Raw genomic sequence first — 17,037 nt, 5'->3', positions numbered from 1 at the left:
CGCCCGTCCTTTTTGGACGGGCGGGACGCCCATCCCACAAACTTGTGGAAGTTATTTAATTCTCATTCCTAACTTTAACTTCGGGAACCAAAACGCGGCCGCTATAACCTGCGCGCTGGTAGCGATCGATCGCCTCGGATGCGATAACACCCGCTTTCCCACTCTCAACCAGCGCTACGCAAGCACCCCCAAAACCTCCGCCCGTCAGCCTTGCGCCCAAGACTCCGGGAATTGACTGCAAGATTGCCGCCAGCGTGTCTACTGCCGGCACCGAAACTTCGTAGTCGTCGCGCTGACTGGCATGGGAAGCATTCATTAACTCGCCAAAACGTTTTGCTGGCAAAGATTTTACCGCTTCGAGCACGCGGTTGTTTTCAGTAACCACGTGCCGCGCTCGTCTTCTGAGGGGTTCCGGCAATACTTCGACAGCTTGGGGGTCGGCGATATCCCTAAGAGCTTTAACTCCCAATATCCGCGCGGATACCTCGCACTCGGCGCGCCGCTGGTTGTAGCCGCTTCCTGCTGCTAGTTGGTGGCTTTCGCCACTGTCAATTATTAAAATTTCTGTGTTGGCGGGAAAAGGTATCGGGCGGCATTCGAGGCTGCGGGTGTCGATCAATAGCATGGTGTTGGTGTCTGCTAAACTCGACGCCATTTGATCCATGATGCCACAGTTCAAGCCGGCATATCGGATTTCGACTTGCTGTCCGATTTGAGCTAGGCGCACGTCGTCTAGGGGGAGGTTCAGCAGGGCGCGCACTCCTCTGAGGGTGGCTATTTCTAAAGCGGCGCTGCTGGACAAACCGGCTCCGATCGGCACAGTCGAGGTAATGTAGAGATTTATTGGCGGTATTTTGTATCCTTCTTTTTCTACAAGTCTCAGGCAGCCACAGATATAACTGACGAATTTTTGCGGTATGGTATCGTCGTCTGAAAAATTTATGAGTTCGTCATATTCTGCTGAATAAACATGGTGTCGATCGTCGCTGCTGAAGCCGATTTGTACTGTGGTGCGCTGGGGAATCGCTGTTGGAAGTACAAATCCATCGTTGTAGTCTGTGTGTTCGCCCAGCAGGTTTACTCTGCCGGGGGCGCTGGCTGTGGTTTTGGGTAATGTACCAAATACTCGTTGGAATTTCATTTTTGGGGAAGTGGTAATTGGTTGTTGGTTATTTGTTATTGGTTATTTGGAAAAACAGCTATCCGTGCCTCCGTGCCTTCCGTGTTGTGCTGTTGGGAATTGGGAAGAAATAAATTTATTTTTTATCGTTTATCTTTATTATAGTGCCCAATTTTTTTGCTTAATTCAACCCATGTTAACAAAAATAAACATCACCGTAGGTTAGGAAAAGATATAGAAGTGTGATAGAATGACAGGCTAAGATTTCTCCAACACTTCAAAAAATGCGATCGACCAGACCCCGAAAACAGTTTGCTCAACATTGGCTCAAAAGCGAGAAAGCCTTAGATAAGATTGTGAAAGCGGCTGCTTTGGATCGCGATCGCGTCCTGGAAATTGGGCCGGGCACGGGGATTTTGACTCGGCGCTTGCTGCCTGCGGCTGAGTCTGTTGTTGCTGTGGAGATCGATCGAGATTTGTGTCTCAAGCTAGCCAAACAACTCGGCAAAACCGACAATTTTTTACTGCTACAAGGCGACATCCTGGAAATGGACTTAGAGGCTGAACTAAGGGCCTTTCCCAAATTCCAAAATCCCAATAAAGTTGTTGCCAATATTCCTTATAATATTACCGGCCCGATCCTGCAAAAACTGCTGGGAACGATATCTGTTCCTGCGGCTAAACCCTTCGATGCGATCGTGCTGTTAGTGCAGAAAGAAGTCGCCCAAAGGCTTTACGCTAAACCGGGTTCGACAGCTTTTGGCGCGCTGTCAGTGCGGGTGCAGTATTTAGCAGAATGCGAGTTAATTTGCGATGTGCCGTCTAAAGACTTTTTTCCGCCGCCAAAAGTCGATTCGGCCGTGGTGCGCCTGCTTCCCAGACAGATAGAAACTGCGGCGGTTAATCCGCGCTATTTGGAGAATTTAGTTAAGTTGGGATTTGGTAGCAAGCGCAAGATGCTGCGAAATAATTTGAAAGGGGCTGTGGATTTAGATAAACTTGTTCAAGTGCTAGAAGAGTTACAGATAAATCCTCAATCTCGCGCTGAAGATTTAAGCGTGGATCAATGGGTAAGTTTGAGTAATAATATTATGGGCGATGTTTGAGGCTCAGGATTGTGTTAGATACCCGAATTATTTAATAATTCGGAGATATGGGTGTTTTTTTAAATCAGGGCTTTTCGCTGTGACTACTAACAGTTTAATTTAGGTTTTATGGGGATTCTTAAAGGTTTATTGCAGGCTCATCGGAATTTTTATAATAAATTCTACACCTTGCCCAGGTGCAGAAATACAGTGCAATTCGCCTTGATGTCTTACTGTGATAATTTGATAGCCAATCGATAAACCCAATCCCGTGCCTTTACCTACTGGTTTAGTGGTAAAAAATGGATTAAATAACTGGTTCCTCACCGATTCTGTTATTTCTGGCCCGTTGTTGCTAATTCGGATTTCTACCACTTGACTCTCTAAAACTTTGGTAGAAATTTTGATGAGGCGACGATTAGCTTCATTGCCTGCAATCGACTCGCTGTGGCTGTCATCTTCTAAAGCATCAATAGCATTAGCCAGGATATTCATAAACACTTGATTTAGCTGTCCAGGATAGCACTCTATTTGGGGTAAATTGCCATATTCTTTGATAACTTGAATTTTCGCTAAACCGGGCTTAGCATTCAATCTGCTTTGCAAAATCATCAGTGTGCTGTCAATTCCTTCGTGAACGTCGGCTAATTTCATTTCTGCTTCGTCATGGCGCGAAAAAATTCGCAGCGACTTGACAATACCGAGAATGCGCTCTGCCCCGTTTTTCATAGAAATTAATATTTTTGGTAGGTCATAGATAATAAAATCTAAATCTACAGACTGGAGTTTTTCTTTAAGGGTGGGTAGGGGATTCGGATACTGCTCTTGATAGATATTCACCAATTCTAGCAAACTATCGGCATACTCGCGAGCGTGAGTAACATTGGCGTAAATAAAGTTAATCGGATTGTTGATTTCATGAGCAACCCCAGCGACTAATTGCCCCAAAGATGACATTTTTTCGCTATGAATTAGCTTTGATTGAGCCTGCTTCAATTCAGACAAGGCTTGTTCGAGCTGTTGAGTTTGAGACTTTAACTCTGCGGTGCGTTCTTCAACTCGAATTTCTAATTCTTCTTTAGCTTTTTTTAGTCCTGCTTCGGCTAATTGGCGCTCGATAATTTCCGATGCTAGGAGTCGGTTTGCCAATTCTAACTGTTGAGTTTGAGACTTTAACTCTGCGGTGCGTTCCTCAACTCTAATTTCTAATTCTTCTTTAGCTTTTTTTAGTGCAGCTTCTGCTAATTGGCGCTCAACAATTTCAGCTTCTAGGAGTCGGTTGGCGGATTCTAACTGTGCGGGACTGGGAAGTGCTAGGGCTTGAGGCATTAAGTCTACCAAAAGTATGGCTGTAGCAAAGGAAATAAGGGCAGTAATTGCTTTCATTGTTCCTGAAAGCCAATAGGTAGGATGCCAAAGTGTCCAAAGTTCAAATATGTGAGTGATGCCACAGGCGACGATAAAGGCTCCAAACAGGGCAAAGATCCAATTAAAGGGCAAATCTTCGCGTTTGGAAATAAAATAAATCAGTGTAATCGGGATGGAAAAATACGCCAGTGCAATGATAGAATCTGAGGCAACGTGAAGCCAGACTAACGGGGTATGCCAGAGATAGCAGTGGCCGTGAGGAATAAATGGCCCGGAACTAAAAAAAGTTTTCCACATTTCCTGCATAATATTTCCTTTGAGTTGTGAGAAAATGGACTCGGACTGGTGTCAATTAATTGCAACCAGGGGTTTCTTTCACCTGCGGCTTAATCACCTATGCGTTCATATTCTCTGCTAGCTTCCGCAAAAATCAATCTGTATCTGGAAATCATAGGCGATCGCCCCGACGGATTCCACGAACTGGCGATGGTACTTCAAAGTATAGATTTAGCCGATCGAATTGACTTGCGCGCGATCGGTACGGACACGATTCGCGTGCGCTGCGATCACCCGCAAGTCCCTCCTGACAAGAATAACCTGGCCTACCGGGCGGCCGATTTGTTGGCGAAGCAATTCCCCGATGCTTTGGCGAAATACGGCGGAGTCGAGATTGCTATTCACAAGCAGATTCCAGTGGCGGCGGGGCTTGCCGGCGGTTCTGCAAATGCGGCTGCGGTTTTAGTCGGGATGGATTTGCTGTGGCAATTGGGACTTACTCAGTCGGAGTTGCAAGAGTTGGGGGGAACTTTGGGTTCGGATGTGCCTTTTTGCATTGCGGGAGGTACGGCTTTGGCAACTGGTCGCGGAGATAAACTGTCGCCGCTGCCTGATTTGGGCGGCTTTTCTGTGGTGTTGGCCAAGTACCGCAATCTCAGTATTTCTACGGCATGGGCGTATCAAACTTATCGCCAGCAGTTCAGTAGTTCCTATTGTGCAGCGGAAGATTTGGTGTGCCGCCGGCAACGGCTGCATTCGGGCCCGATGGTGGGGGCGATCGCCCAAAAAGATCGATCGAAAATTGGTCAATTGCTGCACAACGATTTAGAAAAAGTTGCTTTACCTGTGTACCCGCAGGTGTTGCAGTTGCGGCAGGCTTTTGAGTCGGCGGGGGCTTTGGGAACGATGATGTCGGGTTCCGGGCCGACGGTGTTTGCGCTGGCCGAGTCTTCAGAGCAGGCTCAGCAGGTTTTGGAACGGGTTAAAAGTGCGATCGCTTCTCCAGATTTGGATTTTTGGGTAGCACAGTTTAGCAATACTGGAATTCAGATTTTTTCGGAGGGAAACGAGACGAAACCGCCGATTTCGAGGGTGTAACTCGCAGAGGGTGCGATCGCGATCGCCCGTTAAACCTGTCTAACAGGCGAGGGTCAAGATGAATCTAACTTTTCGCAGAGTCTATTGAGATCGAAGAACTGATAATATGTCATGCAACAGGGATTTTAGTTTTGGTGAATTAACCAGAAATCTAAAATCTAAAATCTAAAATCTAAAATCGCCATGACTGATTTAACTAATCCAAATTCTACTTCTAAACCTCTGAGTTCGGCTGGAGATGCAACCTCTGCATCTTCCACGCCGCCGACGATTTTGCGGTGCGTGATGGGTTCCCTGATCGCGGGCGGGTTTGCGGCGGCTTTGTACGCGCTAACTTTGTCGATCGTCCAAACTTTTGCAAATTCCCCCATTCATTCTGACAATGTGACTGCGATTAATATTGGCGCGGCTGTGCGAACTTTAGTCATGGGGATTGTAGCTTTGGGTGCGGGTGTTTTTGCTTTTGCATCTTTGGGTTTGATGCTGCTAGCTTTGCAACTTGTGATTCAAAAGTTGCTGAAAAAACCCACAGGTTGAAGTCTACAGGTTGAAACCATCGGGATACACAAACTCTCGTCCGCAAGGCAAAGACTGAATAGTAAGATCGAAGCAATGGAATTATTTACGATCGGGCACTCCAATCTGAGTATTGAAGCGTTTGTTTTGCTGCTGCAACAACACGGAATTACGGCGGTTGCGGACGTGCGATCGCATCCTTTTAGCCGCTATTTACCTCATTTTAATAAATCCGAAATTAAAGCTTCTCTGTCAAGTGTCGGCATTCAATATGTTTTTTTAGGCAAAGAGTTGGGCGCGAGACCAGAGGATTTAAGCTGTTACGATACTAGCGGCAAAGCTTTATACGATCGCATAGCAGCAACTCCTCTATTTTCCGAAGGAATTCAGCGGTTGATCCAAGGCGCAGCAAATTATAAAATCTGTTTAATGTGTGCGGAAAAAGACCCGATTACTTGTCATAGGACTATTTTAGTTTGCCAGAAACTCAGAGAATTTAATTTACAAATTCATCACATTCTTTCCGATGGCAATTTAGAATCGCACCAGCATTTAGAAGAAAGACTTTTGAGCAAGTTTAACAAAGGCAAAAAAAATAATGAGCCAATTCAGCTAAGCTTGTTTGAATTAGAGCCTCAAGTTAAACAGGAAATAGTAGATTTAGAAACAGCTTATTATCGTCACGGATTGGAAATCGCTTATGTCACAAAAGAAAGCCATTAATTTATTTACAATTGGTTTTACTCAAAAAAGCGCCGAGCAGTTTTTTGATACTTTGATGAAAGCGGGAGTCCGCAGGGTGATAGATACGCGGCTGAATAATGTATCGCAGTTGGCGGGTTTTGCTAAGCGGAAAGATTTAGAGTATTTTTTGCGAACCATTGGCAATATTGAGTACGTTCACATTCTGGATTTAGCGCCAACTCAAGATATTTTGGATGATTATAAAAAGAAAAAGGGAGATTGGGATGTTTATGAACAGAAGTTTTTGGAGTTGATGGGCGATCGACAAATTGAACACAAGGTTTCCTCGGATATTTTAGACTGCGGGTGTCTGCTTTGTAGCGAACCAAAACCTCATAATTGTCACCGCCGCTTAGTTGCGGAATATCTCATGGAGAAGTGGAAAAATGTCACAATTAATCATCTGTGATTTAGGGAAAATATTAGATAATTGTGGGATGAATCTAAAATCTAAAATCTAAAATCTAAAATCGAATGACTCGGATAATTTGTCTCGCTAATTCCTGGAAACGCGGCGACAGGTGCATCGCCGGAATTAATGAACTTCAACGTAAGTGGGTGCGTCCTGTTTCCGACTTACCCGATGGCCAAATTCCTAAAGAAATGCGACAGATAAATAGACTTGAGCCCGCGTTGTTAGATGTTCTAGAAATTCCTCTGGCAAAGACGGGGCCGGACTTTGGCTTTGAGTGTGAAAATCTTTCTGTTTTACCGGGAAAATGGCGGCAAGTAGGGAAAGTTCCGCCAGCATATTTGCTGAAATATTGCCAGAGTCAAGAATATATTTTGCACAACGATTTGCGATATGTTACGGTGGCATATATGCAGTCTTTGCCAATGTGCGATCGCCTAACTTTGCAATTAGTCAAAGCAGTAAGATTTACGGTAAAAAAGCTAAGTCAAAGATTTGAAGGTGGTAATAAATGGGAAGGATCTATTGTCACGCAGCATGGTCAAAGATTGACTGCAACAATTACCGATCCGGTGTTTATTAGAAAGTTAGAATTGGGGTATCGACCGCAAAAAGCTTGTTTGGTAACAGTGAGTTTGAGTATGCCTTGGCGGCCCGATGATTGGGAGGGAGATGACCCTTGTTGGAAGTTGATTGCGGGTGTGGTAGAGTTGCCGGAAGATGTTGTTGAGGATGAAATTTAGTTTTGACCCAAATGGGCGATCGATTATTTATTTCTTTTTATTTTCCGCAAAAACTCTGTTCGTGCTATAATTCTGCGGGACTGTAGCAGGAAGGGGTGCTTTTTAATGAAAGCAGAATTTTATTTTGACTGTCACAAATATATTTGCAGTTTAGTTCAAGTAGATTTTGTCAAAGAATTAAAAATTAAAAATCATCAAGGTTTTGTTTTGGCTGTTAAGCAAGGACAAAAGATTGGACTTTTGGGAAAAAGTCGCCATAATGCTAAACAAGTTGATGTATCTAAGCCACATTTTTATAATGTAATTAAAGCGGCTATGAGCGCTTTGGAATTAGAAACTAAAAATGAGGTGATATTAGAGAGAAATCGAACTCTTGCTGATGCCGAAGAAATGATTCAGCAGCAAAACCGAGAAATTCGCGTTCTCAACGAACAGCTAAGAATACTTGCAGAGCGAGTTGAAGAGTTGTTAGCCTCACAGCAGCCGCTACCAATGGAGATCGTAGATAATCAAATCATAGAAAGTGAAGTTAGTCAAGAAGTAGATGACTGTTCAGCGTCAGAGGCAGATTTATCGACCCCGGAAACAGAGAATGAAAGCCAAGAAACTGAAATTAGTCAGAACATAAAACAATTAGCAGTCCAGCTAATAGAACATCAACCGCAGTCGTCGGAATTTGAGGAAGTTGAAGAGACTGAAATCAGTGGCATTAATGATGAAGAGGAAATTGTCGATTCCCAAGTCGGAGAACCGGAAGAAGACTGCATAGAAGTCAAACTTCCAGTAGGCGATCGCCAAATTAAGCAATTGCCTAAAAGAGCTTCTAACAGAAAGATGAGAAAGAAATATTGATGCTTTAGTTACTGAATCATCTTGTCAGTATTCAACGTAAAATGCTCTTCTTTTAGAGCCCCGACTTCTTTAAAAAGTCGGGGTTCTGTGTATTCTGTTTTTTCTGTGGGCTTACTTATCAATCTTTTCATGAAAACAACTGAGAGCAATAATTCCATGGATTCGAGATCAAATTGTTTAATATTCCTAACTGTTGAAACACGGGAGAAGACAAGCTGATAGGTAATGCAACTGGCCCGCAGGTAATGCTGTTGTCTTTGATATACACAATTCCGAAATAAGATTGAACGCCTAATTGTTTAGACAAAGCTACTTGAACAGCCAGCGGATTGTTATTATAAATGGCAACTTTTATCCCGTATAAATAATTGTTTGTTTCGGCCACGGAAAAGCCAACAGATTTCAAAATACCAGCCGCCGAACTCGGTGTTTCCGGCTGTGGAAATGAGAGCGTCCCGAAAGAGTTCGTAAATCCAGATCCTTCTAAATATTGTGCAGTTTGATGTTTGTTCAGATAACTAATATATTGTGTAGCTTCACTTTCTTTAGCTTTGCTGATTAATCTGAGGAAAGTAGGTAAAGCAATAGCTGATAATATCCCAATGATAAATATCACAACCAACAATTCAACCAAAGTAAAGCCGTGGGAGGCATTAGGACTTTTTTGTCCTCGTAAATAGCGTTTATGGTGACAGACATATAGCAACAATTTGTGAGTAAATACAGACATTAATACCTCCTAAAAATCAACTAGCAGTAAAATAATTACTCGCCCTTAAGTATTCCCTTGCAATCCTCGCCAAGTCTTGGGAAACTCAGCTTGATTCTGATAGATAACAGGCAACCAGCTAGCACCGGGAATTTCCCGATCCCAACGCTGTTTGAGTTTTTCTCGTGCTTCCCGCACGGAAACATAAAAAGAATTGCCGCCAGCAAAAGCTTTGAGAAAAACTTTCAGAAACTCCTGGGCGATTAAATCCGGCACCGGTTCACGCATCACGATAATTTGAGGGATATCTAAATCAGCTAATTGCTTACCCAAGCCTAAGCCATCGCAAGAGTTAAAAATTGCTATTTCCAAACCGTGTTTAATAGCTATTTCCAAGGAATCTTTTAGCTGTTCTACAGTTAACTTATCTGTTTTATTGATACAAATCACCCCCGTACTGCCATCTACTTCGCTCTGACTGTGACCCGAAAAACACAAAATATCCCAGCCTATTTCATCGGTGAGATATTCCTTAAGTTTCTGGTAATTTGGTTCTACCAAAAATATGGTTTCTGCTTCTGACAAATTCTCCAATATCTGCCTGTCTTTATCGACATTGATTTCTGTACTGTCGCCCAAAATTGCCAAAATTCTTACTTTTTTTCTGGGTCGTACTGATTTTTTTACTCTGTTAGATTCCTTGCGACTTAAAGCTACTTCTGGTTGACAGTAAGCATTAAAAAATTTCCATTGATGCCAGGGGAGTTTTCGCAGTAAGTTATCTTCTGTTTGGATGATGACCCGCACTTCGTCAGTGCTGTTTAACTTGTCCTGTAATCCCTGCTTGATTGAGAAAAATTGTTCGGATTCTAGCCACTTATTTACATCTATTTCTACTTCTTCAGCTAAGGTTTTTAGCTCCTGTATGGAACAGTGAGTGATACCGGGTTTTATTTTTATGGCACGGTTTTTTCGCCGATGGTTTTGAATGTTATACATTTCTTGCCACTGTTGATAATGTTGGAAAATTATTGGTTGGGGTGGTAATTTGCCTTCTAATTTTATTGCTAAGCGCTGGCGATCGCACAAAATCTCAACTGTCACGTCAAACCCTTGTTTCAAGTCGCCGCTAGCCAAGTTTAAGATGACTACTTGTTCAGACAACGGTCTGACTATATCCTCCATTACTGACAGCAAGTATTTGCGTTGTTCTGCTGAGTTTTGCAGGGCCGGCGCTTCTGTTCCTAGGACTTGTAGCGCTTCTTGATAGAAACTATTGAAATCATTGTTAATTTGTGCTTTGTCGGTTTCAGGAGGTACGGCGAGTTTAATGACAATTCCATTGCCTTTATTTTCAATACTTTGAATATTGAGTTTTATGCCAGGATTTTTTCGTTGCACCTGTTGGAAAGATTCCATGAAAGCTTTCCAGTCAACACCGTACTTAAAAATCAAGTCAACTGTATTTACAACTTCTGCAAAAAAAGTGGTAAATTCTCCTGGTTGATAGTTGTCGTTACCGCTGGGACGGCGTTCGCGATCGTCCGTTCCCGGCTTCGGTTCTTCTAGCAAATAAACATACTTACAATCTACCCATTCGAGTTGGGTAGTGCTGTCAATATTCCAGGTTCCTAAACCGCAAACACCAGTCATTTTGGCATTGCTAAAATCAGTGCCGATCGCCTGAACTTGACTAAATATTGCATATTCTAAATTAGCTGCTTCCAAAGTCGCTTGACTGAGGTCTGCTGTTTGAAGTTGGGCATAGCTGAGGTCTGCACCTATCAGGTTTGCTCCTCTCAAATCCATGCCTTGATAAGATTTGTGATAGCCGTTGCTGGTGACAAGCAACTCTCGCACTGCAGGATTAATTAATATTGTCTCGTCCACTCTTGCCCAGTCGAGAAAACGAGCGTGATGCCACATAGTTCGGTGGATAGTAGCAAATCTAAAATCGCTGTTTTTGAGGGTGGCGTAGCTGAAGTTAGTATTAGCTAATTGAGCGCCGCAAAAGCTGGTGCCGCCAGCCGCACCAATGACGATCGCTAACTGGCGAATTACGGCGTATTTATCATCTTCGGCTAAAACTCTCTGAGCAATGTGAGTTCCTAATAATACCAAAGCTACAGCTAACATGACAGCTCCAGCGATCGCCGCAATAACTACAGGCGGATCGGGAAATTCTTGCACACATTTTTTTAGGAAATCATAGCATTTATTGTTTGTGTTGTCAACTACTCCACCTTGGATTAACACGGATGCTTTTAAATATCTCAAGGAATTTCTGGCAATAATTCCGGTGGCGATCGCACTTATAGCCAGAGCTTCAAATAAAGCCAAAGCTGCAATCGCCCTCCCCAGAACAACTTCAGCCAATGTTAGGGCTAAAGGAAGAGCGACAATGGCGATCGTAGTTGCAACGACAGCCGCAGTTAAAGTTACAATTAAAAACGGAACATCGTTACCCTTCGTTTCGCCAGACAAGGCACTCATTAAGCTGCCAGGTCTAAAAGATCTTAACCAGGAAAGTATTGGATGTTTATCATTCGAGAACGCAGAGAGAAAACCAATTAAAGGTACAAATACAGCCGCCGCAATACCTAAATAATCCAAAGCTTTTTGTATCCCTTGGCGAATCATGGTAGCCAAGAGAATAGCATTGACGAATAAAATGATTGCAGTTGGCAGAAAACCGATATGCTCGGTTGTTTTGGGAATGAGAGATTTGAAGGTATTATCAACAGCAATTACAGCAGCTATTCCTGATATAGCCGAGAGCAGTGCTACAATTATGAAGATTTTGATTTGCGATTTTCTAGCTAGTCCGCACTGAGCGTGATTGAAATTAGCCTCATCGAGAATTGCATTGGTAAAATCTGCACCTCTGATATCTGCATTGGAGAAATCTGTATTAGTCAGATCAAGGCCTTTGAAAGAACAACCTTGGAGATTTTGACCGCGAAAGTTTTGAAATGTTAATGATGACATAGGGGAGTTCGGCAACGGATTTTGTAACGGATGTAACGGATGTTTCTGGTTTATCGTTTTCTCGTTCCCAGGCTATGCCCATTGGTGACAACTTAAGACGGGAATTCATAATAAATGTCGCTTTGAGGCGAAGTCTAGATCCCCCTAAATCCCCCTTAAGAAGGGGGACTTTGAGCGATTTCCGGTTCCCCCCTCCGGCGGGGGGTTAGGGGGGATCAGATTTCGATACAAACAAGAGAGACTATCAGTTTAACGTTAACTTGTCACCAATAGGCAGAGCCTAGTAACGAGGAATCAGGAACCAATAAAAATGGCTTAGACGCTCTACATAACGCCGACAGGATACAATTACAAACGAAAAGATTGCTTCACATTTACATCTCCCAGTCCTACAGTAATGCTGAACAATTCTCTTAAGTCTGAACAAAATTCAAAATTAAGAAAGTTGTCAGCCTCTCTCGATTCAGCCTTGAAAATCACTTCTTCTGACTCATCCATCAGCATCAATTTCAACCCAGGAGGCAAATAAGTTTGATTTCCCATGGGATACACTCGCACCTGAATATCCACTTCTGAATCCGGTTCTGGGGGCAGCGTGACTACCAGTGCCACGGACTGTTCTCCTAATTGCATTCCCAAATCTATTTTCTGGCCGCGATCGATGGGTAATGCGTTGTTGCTTCTAAAAGAGCGAAGTTGCAATTGTTTGGGATTTAATAGATCGTCAATTACTTGCCATCCCGCATCAAAAATTTCATCGAACCAGTTCATCAAATTAACTGGTTTCAGTTGTTGAATTCGATTCATGTAGACGAGCAAATCTTCGAGGGAATTCATTTCATCCAGAGGGACTTCTTTAGCTACTGTTCTGGTAAATCCTAACAGCGTTGCTTGTTTCAAAGATTGGTCTAACTGTACGGCTATATAACCAATTCTGTCTCCCCAAGCATCGTAGGGAATCTGACAAGCGTCGGCATCTGGCAAGACGGGACGGCATTCTATTTTTCCTACCTGTTTAACGTCTAAATCCGCTACATCCATAAATTTAAGCATTAACGGATTGCGACTGTCGCTAGCCGGCCAATCTGTCTCAAATCCCATGCAGCGAAGGTAAAAATCTACTGCATACACTGCGAGGGTATTGAGATAAACTTGTTTGAATTTTGTTTGACTGGATTGCTTGCCGCACTGTTGAGCAATTTCGTGCGCTTCAAAGGATAGTGGCACTGTGAAAGTTATTGGTTCAATCATTTTACTCATCATTAATTTATCCGCTTCATCAATCAAATCCTACTGTAAATTATTACGAATCACATCATTGTATTTACTCAGATTTCGCTGTAAAAAACTGCTAAGGGTTTGAGGAGTGATGCCAAATTTATCGCCTATGGCTTCCCATGTTAGATCGTCTAATCTAGCTAATACTACATCTTGCAAAGTTATATCTGGGCGACTTTTTAATGATGTATTTCTGAAAATACCTTCAGGGTCTTCTTCTATAAATCTACGCAGCATTTCAGAGTCGTCAAAGAAATCTGGTGCTGGGGATGGCATATTCTCTAAGTAATTGTAGGAGAGTAATTTGTCTTTTCTATTTATTTCTCTCCTATATGGATCGACAACATCTAGAAATCTAAAGTTTAAGAAGTAATTCACCCAACCCATTACTGGTCTTCGTGAATCATAGGTGTCAATATTTTGACAAATATACTCAAATATTCTCACACGGGCTTCGCTATAAAGTTCTTCGTAAACGTCAGAAGGCCATGAGTTTCTGTAGGGACGAACAAGTTTGTTAGAACGCTCAATTGCATCCATCAGTCTGGTTAATACTATCTGTCGCTCTTTGCTTCCGGCTGGGTGGCTTTGAGCTTCGTCAGCTAGATATCGAAGCTGCAAATCGATTTCGTCTTCCATCTGAATCTCCTCACTCCTCTGGGCATTTTTGTGCAGTCTGGTGGAACTTATATTTATATTTCGGATATCGTCGGAAGTTTTTACGCATTTATGGGGAAATTGTTACAAAACTTTACTTTCGAGGGGTTTTGAGAAAAAAGTTTTGAGCTTTGCGTAAAAAGTTTGGGGTGGTTTCGTAAGTAAAAACAAGGGGCGATTTTTTTTGGGATAGCTTTGCTGGCGCGGGCTTTTGGGGAAAAGGGCGATCGTCCGCTAAATACTTTGATTGTCAACTTTTACTTTTTCTGGGAATCAATTTTATGGCTACTGTGAAGAAATTATCAATGATTGCTATCGGAGCAGCAGTTTGGGCTGGAATTACCAATCCAGTAAGTGCGATTATGGTGTCTTTTGGAGGTACATCAGTTCCCGGACAAGGGCAATTCTCTAGCGTACCTGGGGCAAAAACAATTGATTTCGAGTCAGGTGCGCCCACATCTGGCCCTGTTATTTACTCGGCTCCTGGTATCGGCCCTACTGTTGTTTCAGGCCACATCAGCTATGTTTTTTCTGCACCCAGCGATGACTACACGAAATACCTTACAGTTGCGCCATTTGGCGATGGTCGAGGAAATAATAATGTCACCATTAGCTTCGCTGAACAAATTGATTACTTTGGTATGTACTTGGGTTCCTTTGATAGTTATAATAGCATTGCTTTCTACCAAGACAATGTTCTTCTCAAATTGTTGAGTGGCAATAATGATTCAGTTAATACTTATGTGAATTTCTTTGCAGAACAAAACGAGTCCTTTAACAAAGTAGTTCTAGCTTCCAGTGCTCCTGCATTTGAGAGTGATAACCATAGTTATCGGGTTGCAGAACCTGTTCCCGAACCGACTACTTTGTTGGGTACTTTAGCTTTTAGTGTTGTTGTTTCCAGTTGGCGGATGAAGCACAAACAGCAACAAAAAGTTTTGAATTCAACCGTTGCTTAATCTGAGATATTGCACTTCGTTGTAGTCCGTCGGGGGTTTAAAGTGTCGCCTCATAGCGAAAGTCCGGCGGGGGTTTAAACCCCCGCCTCATAGCGAAAGTCCTCTAAAGAGGACTGAAGAATTAATTAGATATTTCCCATCACAATATCAAATATTCTGGTCACGTTCAGGTGAGAACAGAAATTATACCGGTGTCTATTAGTCCTCTAAAGAGGACTTTAGCTTTGAGCCAGGGAATTAATTCCCTGGCGGCCTTTCGGGTGAAGTGGAGACTAATAAATATCTGGCAATCGCCCGTTGTAAAAAAAAGTTTCCAGATTTGCGTAAAAAGTTGGGCTGGATTCCGTAAGTAATAACAAGAGGCCGATCGCACTTTTAGACAAACGGGCGATCGCTTAACTTGATTTCATCATATCACTTTTAATTCAATCACAGACTAGGAGTGCAATTTCAATGCCTACCACAAATGAAGTTTCCAGCAACCTTCTGCCGATCGATATTCTGACAACTGACACTTTACCCGGAAGTGCAGCCAAAACTCCCATCCTCAACCCTTTAAGCAACAGCAACAGTCAAAACATCGGCGGTAGTGCTTTGATAGCTGACAGCAAAACTCAGCCAGTTATTGAACCCGAAAAGCTATCCAGTCCGACTGACACGCTTAACTCAAAAAATGCGATCGCCGATACAAATAGCAAAAAATCAGATGATTCATTAATTGTTACCGACACTCTCAAAAGCGGTTTAAGCGAGTCAGCAAGCAGCAGTAGTGTTCGCGACACCTTATCCGGTTCCCCGTCAGGTACAGATGTCAAAGATACGCTGACAGGAATCAGCAACGATGCACCGTTAAGTGCAATTAAAGATGACACTATTACAGCAGCAGATTCTTTGACTAATCCTCAGAGTGCCGAGAAAATACCATCTGAGAAAACTCCCGGTACTTTAGCGGAAAAAGAAAGCAAGCCAGAAATTGCGATCGCCCAAAATACTTCTGTCTCAGAACCCAAAGCAACAACAAGTTCAGAAGCGATTAAACCAGATAACTCGCCAGCAGAAAAACCTGCCGCTACAGTCGCCGATATCAGCCAAGACAGCAACAAAACAGCAGAAAAACCTGCCGCTACAGCCGCCGATACCAGCAAAGACAGCAACCAAGAAAAATCTTCAACTAACAGCACAGACAACAACAAACAATCTACAGACAATACAGAAGTCGTCGCAGTTGGAACACCAAAAGAATTAAGTCCCACCGTTCCTACATCAGATCCAGTAGCCGATAATTCCTTTACATCGGGGAAATTTGTTGTTGACTCTACAGGTCAAGTCGGCATTGATTTCTTATTGGACGGCGGTTTGTATAAGGGTCAATTAGCTATTATCAGTCTCAAAGGAATGGATAAGTTTTCTCCAGGTTCGGAAGAGTTTCTCAAAGAAGCGGCTTCGAGAGCACTTAGCAATTCTGGAAATGGTCATGTAGTTATTAATGACTTGAGTGAAGGTGCAAAATTTACGGGGAATTTACTCGAAGGCAATTATAACGATGGAGTTTACTTAGGACTTAAGACTTTTGCGATGACTCCGGGGGAGGAATTTGGGGTGATGTTAGTGCCTAATGGGACTGTACAAGAGGTACTTAACAATCCGGCGATCGGAGGAGACAAACGTCCTTTATTCTCGATGGTGACAGCGAATCCTGCTGAGGGATTTCATGTGGGTCAAATTGCCGATGTAACGGGTAGCGGCAAGACTTTTACAATGGAGGATATGCGAGTCGATTTAGGGAGCGATCGCGATTACAATGACTTCGTATTTCAGGTGCGGGGTGCAACGGGTCAAGCTGTGAATTTAGATAGCGTGATTAATGCCGATAAAGATTGGCGAAAAACGGATATGGGTCAGGCTTTGATTGCTTATGCTAAGCCAGAAGTTGAACCGAAGTTAGAGCCTGCCAAAGAAGATACAAAACCTGTCACTAATTCTGTGGCCACTAAAGATGCGGCGGTTTTGGAAACAAAAGTGACGCCGACTGAGGAAGCTAAAAAAGAGCCGATCGCACCGGTTTCCACTCCGAATGAATCTGTCTCGAAAACCGAGGTTACTACTTCGGATCAGGCTGTGACACCAGCGGTGACAATTGAAGAGGAAAAAAAGGCGATCGCACCGGTTTCCACTCCGAATGAATCTGTCTCGAAAACCGAGGTTACTACTTCGGATCAGGCTGTGACACCA

The 17,037-nt window shown here is 43.1% G+C and carries 15 protein-coding genes; 9 read left to right on the top strand and 6 right to left on the bottom strand.

All coding sequences use genetic code 11. The features are described 5' to 3' along the window. Nucleotides 1-55: 55 nt before the first annotated feature. Nucleotides 56-1,141, bottom strand: coding sequence for a galactokinase (gene galK, locus QUB16_RS20790; RefSeq protein WP_333318994.1), 1,086 nt, complete (start codon nt 1,139-1,141; stop codon nt 56-58). Nucleotides 1,142-1,404: 263 nt separating this feature from the next. On the opposite strand from galK, the gene rsmA reads away from it, so the two are divergent. After that, nucleotides 1,405-2,226, top strand: a complete 822-nt coding sequence (gene rsmA, locus QUB16_RS20785) for a 16S rRNA (adenine(1518)-N(6)/adenine(1519)-N(6))-dimethyltransferase RsmA (protein WP_333318992.1) — start codon at nt 1,405-1,407, stop codon at nt 2,224-2,226. A 126-nt stretch (nt 2,227-2,352) separates the two neighbouring features. On the opposite strand, the gene QUB16_RS20780 is transcribed toward rsmA, so the two are convergent. Then, on the bottom strand, nt 2,353-3,879 hold the full coding sequence (locus QUB16_RS20780; protein WP_333318991.1) for an ATP-binding protein: 1,527 nt from the start codon (nt 3,877-3,879) through the stop codon (nt 2,353-2,355). 90 nt (nt 3,880-3,969) lie between these two features. Here QUB16_RS20780 and ispE point away from each other — a divergent pair, with 90 nt between their 5' ends. The 6 genes from ispE to QUB16_RS20750 all read left to right on the top strand — a co-directional run bounded on the left by ispE (nt 3,970) and on the right by QUB16_RS20750 (nt 8,214). Then, nucleotides 3,970-4,947 (top strand): 4-(cytidine 5'-diphospho)-2-C-methyl-D-erythritol kinase, encoded by a 978-nt coding sequence (ispE, locus tag QUB16_RS20775; protein WP_333318989.1) that lies wholly within the window; start codon nt 3,970-3,972, stop codon nt 4,945-4,947. Between the two features lie 183 nt (nt 4,948-5,130). Further along, nucleotides 5,131-5,484, top strand: coding sequence for a DUF3082 domain-containing protein (locus QUB16_RS20770; protein ID WP_333318987.1), 354 nt, complete (start codon nt 5,131-5,133; stop codon nt 5,482-5,484). A 75-nt stretch (nt 5,485-5,559) separates the two neighbouring features. Then, nucleotides 5,560-6,186 (top strand): DUF488 domain-containing protein, encoded by a 627-nt coding sequence (locus QUB16_RS20765; RefSeq protein WP_333108399.1) that lies wholly within the window; start codon nt 5,560-5,562, stop codon nt 6,184-6,186. Next, a complete protein-coding gene (locus QUB16_RS20760) occupies nt 6,164-6,616 on the top strand; it encodes a DUF488 domain-containing protein (protein ID WP_333318985.1) in 453 nt (150 codons plus the stop codon). Before QUB16_RS20765 ends, QUB16_RS20760 begins: the two co-directional genes overlap by 23 nt. Nucleotides 6,617-6,681: 65 nt before the next feature. Continuing rightward, nucleotides 6,682-7,362 (top strand): dual OB domain-containing protein, encoded by a 681-nt coding sequence (locus QUB16_RS20755; RefSeq protein ID WP_333318983.1) that lies wholly within the window; start codon nt 6,682-6,684, stop codon nt 7,360-7,362. 105 nt (nt 7,363-7,467) lie between these two features. Further along, nucleotides 7,468-8,214 (top strand): hypothetical protein, encoded by a 747-nt coding sequence (locus tag QUB16_RS20750; RefSeq protein ID WP_333318982.1) that lies wholly within the window; start codon nt 7,468-7,470, stop codon nt 8,212-8,214. 127 nt (nt 8,215-8,341) lie between these two features. On the opposite strand, the gene QUB16_RS20745 is transcribed toward QUB16_RS20750, so the two are convergent. The 4 genes from QUB16_RS20745 to QUB16_RS20730 all read right to left on the bottom strand — a co-directional run bounded on the left by QUB16_RS20745 (nt 8,342) and on the right by QUB16_RS20730 (nt 13,828). After that, nucleotides 8,342-8,944, bottom strand: coding sequence for a type IV pilin-like G/H family protein (locus QUB16_RS20745; RefSeq protein WP_333318980.1), 603 nt, complete (start codon nt 8,942-8,944; stop codon nt 8,342-8,344). Between the two features lie 45 nt (nt 8,945-8,989). Further along, nucleotides 8,990-11,911 carry a pentapeptide repeat-containing protein gene (locus tag QUB16_RS20740; RefSeq protein ID WP_333318977.1) on the bottom strand — a complete coding sequence of 974 codons (2,922 nt, stop codon included), beginning with the start codon at nt 11,909-11,911 and terminating at the stop codon, nt 8,990-8,992. A gap of 348 nt (nt 11,912-12,259) precedes the next feature. Further along, nucleotides 12,260-13,174, bottom strand: a complete 915-nt coding sequence (locus QUB16_RS20735; RefSeq protein WP_333318975.1) for a DUF1822 family protein — start codon at nt 13,172-13,174, stop codon at nt 12,260-12,262. Between the two features lie 27 nt (nt 13,175-13,201). Further along, nucleotides 13,202-13,828, bottom strand: a complete 627-nt coding sequence (locus tag QUB16_RS20730; RefSeq protein ID WP_333318973.1) for a hypothetical protein — start codon at nt 13,826-13,828, stop codon at nt 13,202-13,204. Between the two features lie 308 nt (nt 13,829-14,136). Between QUB16_RS20730 and QUB16_RS20725 the strand changes: the two genes are divergently transcribed. Both QUB16_RS20725 and QUB16_RS20720 read left to right on the top strand, forming a co-directional pair. Continuing rightward, nucleotides 14,137-14,805, top strand: coding sequence for an Npun_F0296 family exosortase-dependent surface protein (locus QUB16_RS20725; protein ID WP_333318971.1), 669 nt, complete (start codon nt 14,137-14,139; stop codon nt 14,803-14,805). Between the two features lie 453 nt (nt 14,806-15,258). After that, nucleotides 15,259-17,037: DUF4114 domain-containing protein (locus QUB16_RS20720; RefSeq protein WP_333318969.1), on the top strand; the 1,779-nt coding region annotated here is incomplete at its 3' end.

It is taken from the genome of Microcoleus sp. D3_18a_C4 (assembly GCF_036702415.1).
In the GTDB taxonomy this organism is placed as follows: Bacteria; Cyanobacteriota; Cyanobacteriia; order Cyanobacteriales; family Microcoleaceae; genus Microcoleus.
The sequence above is the reverse complement of the archived record's forward strand: the minus strand, read 5'-3'. Positions and strand labels throughout refer to the sequence as shown.

Excerpts from the sequence above, each read along its gene's own strand:
- galK (WP_333318994.1), bottom strand. The coding sequence starts at position 1,141 with ATGAAATTCCAACGAGTATTTGGTACATTACCCAAAACCACAGCCAGC.
- rsmA (WP_333318992.1), top strand. The coding sequence starts at position 1,405 with ATGCGATCGACCAGACCCCGAAAACAGTTTGCTCAACATTGGCTCAAA.
- QUB16_RS20780 (WP_333318991.1), bottom strand. The coding sequence starts at position 3,879 with ATGCAGGAAATGTGGAAAACTTTTTTTAGTTCCGGGCCATTTATTCCT.
- ispE (WP_333318989.1), top strand. The coding sequence starts at position 3,970 with ATGCGTTCATATTCTCTGCTAGCTTCCGCAAAAATCAATCTGTATCTG.
- QUB16_RS20770 (WP_333318987.1), top strand. The coding sequence starts at position 5,131 with ATGACTGATTTAACTAATCCAAATTCTACTTCTAAACCTCTGAGTTCG.
- QUB16_RS20765 (WP_333108399.1), top strand. The coding sequence starts at position 5,560 with ATGGAATTATTTACGATCGGGCACTCCAATCTGAGTATTGAAGCGTTT.
- QUB16_RS20760 (WP_333318985.1), top strand. The coding sequence starts at position 6,164 with ATGTCACAAAAGAAAGCCATTAATTTATTTACAATTGGTTTTACTCAA.
- QUB16_RS20755 (WP_333318983.1), top strand. The coding sequence starts at position 6,682 with ATGACTCGGATAATTTGTCTCGCTAATTCCTGGAAACGCGGCGACAGG.
- QUB16_RS20750 (WP_333318982.1), top strand. The coding sequence starts at position 7,468 with ATGAAAGCAGAATTTTATTTTGACTGTCACAAATATATTTGCAGTTTA.
- QUB16_RS20745 (WP_333318980.1), bottom strand. The coding sequence starts at position 8,944 with ATGTCTGTATTTACTCACAAATTGTTGCTATATGTCTGTCACCATAAA.
- QUB16_RS20740 (WP_333318977.1), bottom strand. The coding sequence starts at position 11,911 with ATGTCATCATTAACATTTCAAAACTTTCGCGGTCAAAATCTCCAAGGT.
- QUB16_RS20735 (WP_333318975.1), bottom strand. The coding sequence starts at position 13,174 with ATGATGAGTAAAATGATTGAACCAATAACTTTCACAGTGCCACTATCC.
- QUB16_RS20730 (WP_333318973.1), bottom strand. The coding sequence starts at position 13,828 with ATGGAAGACGAAATCGATTTGCAGCTTCGATATCTAGCTGACGAAGCT.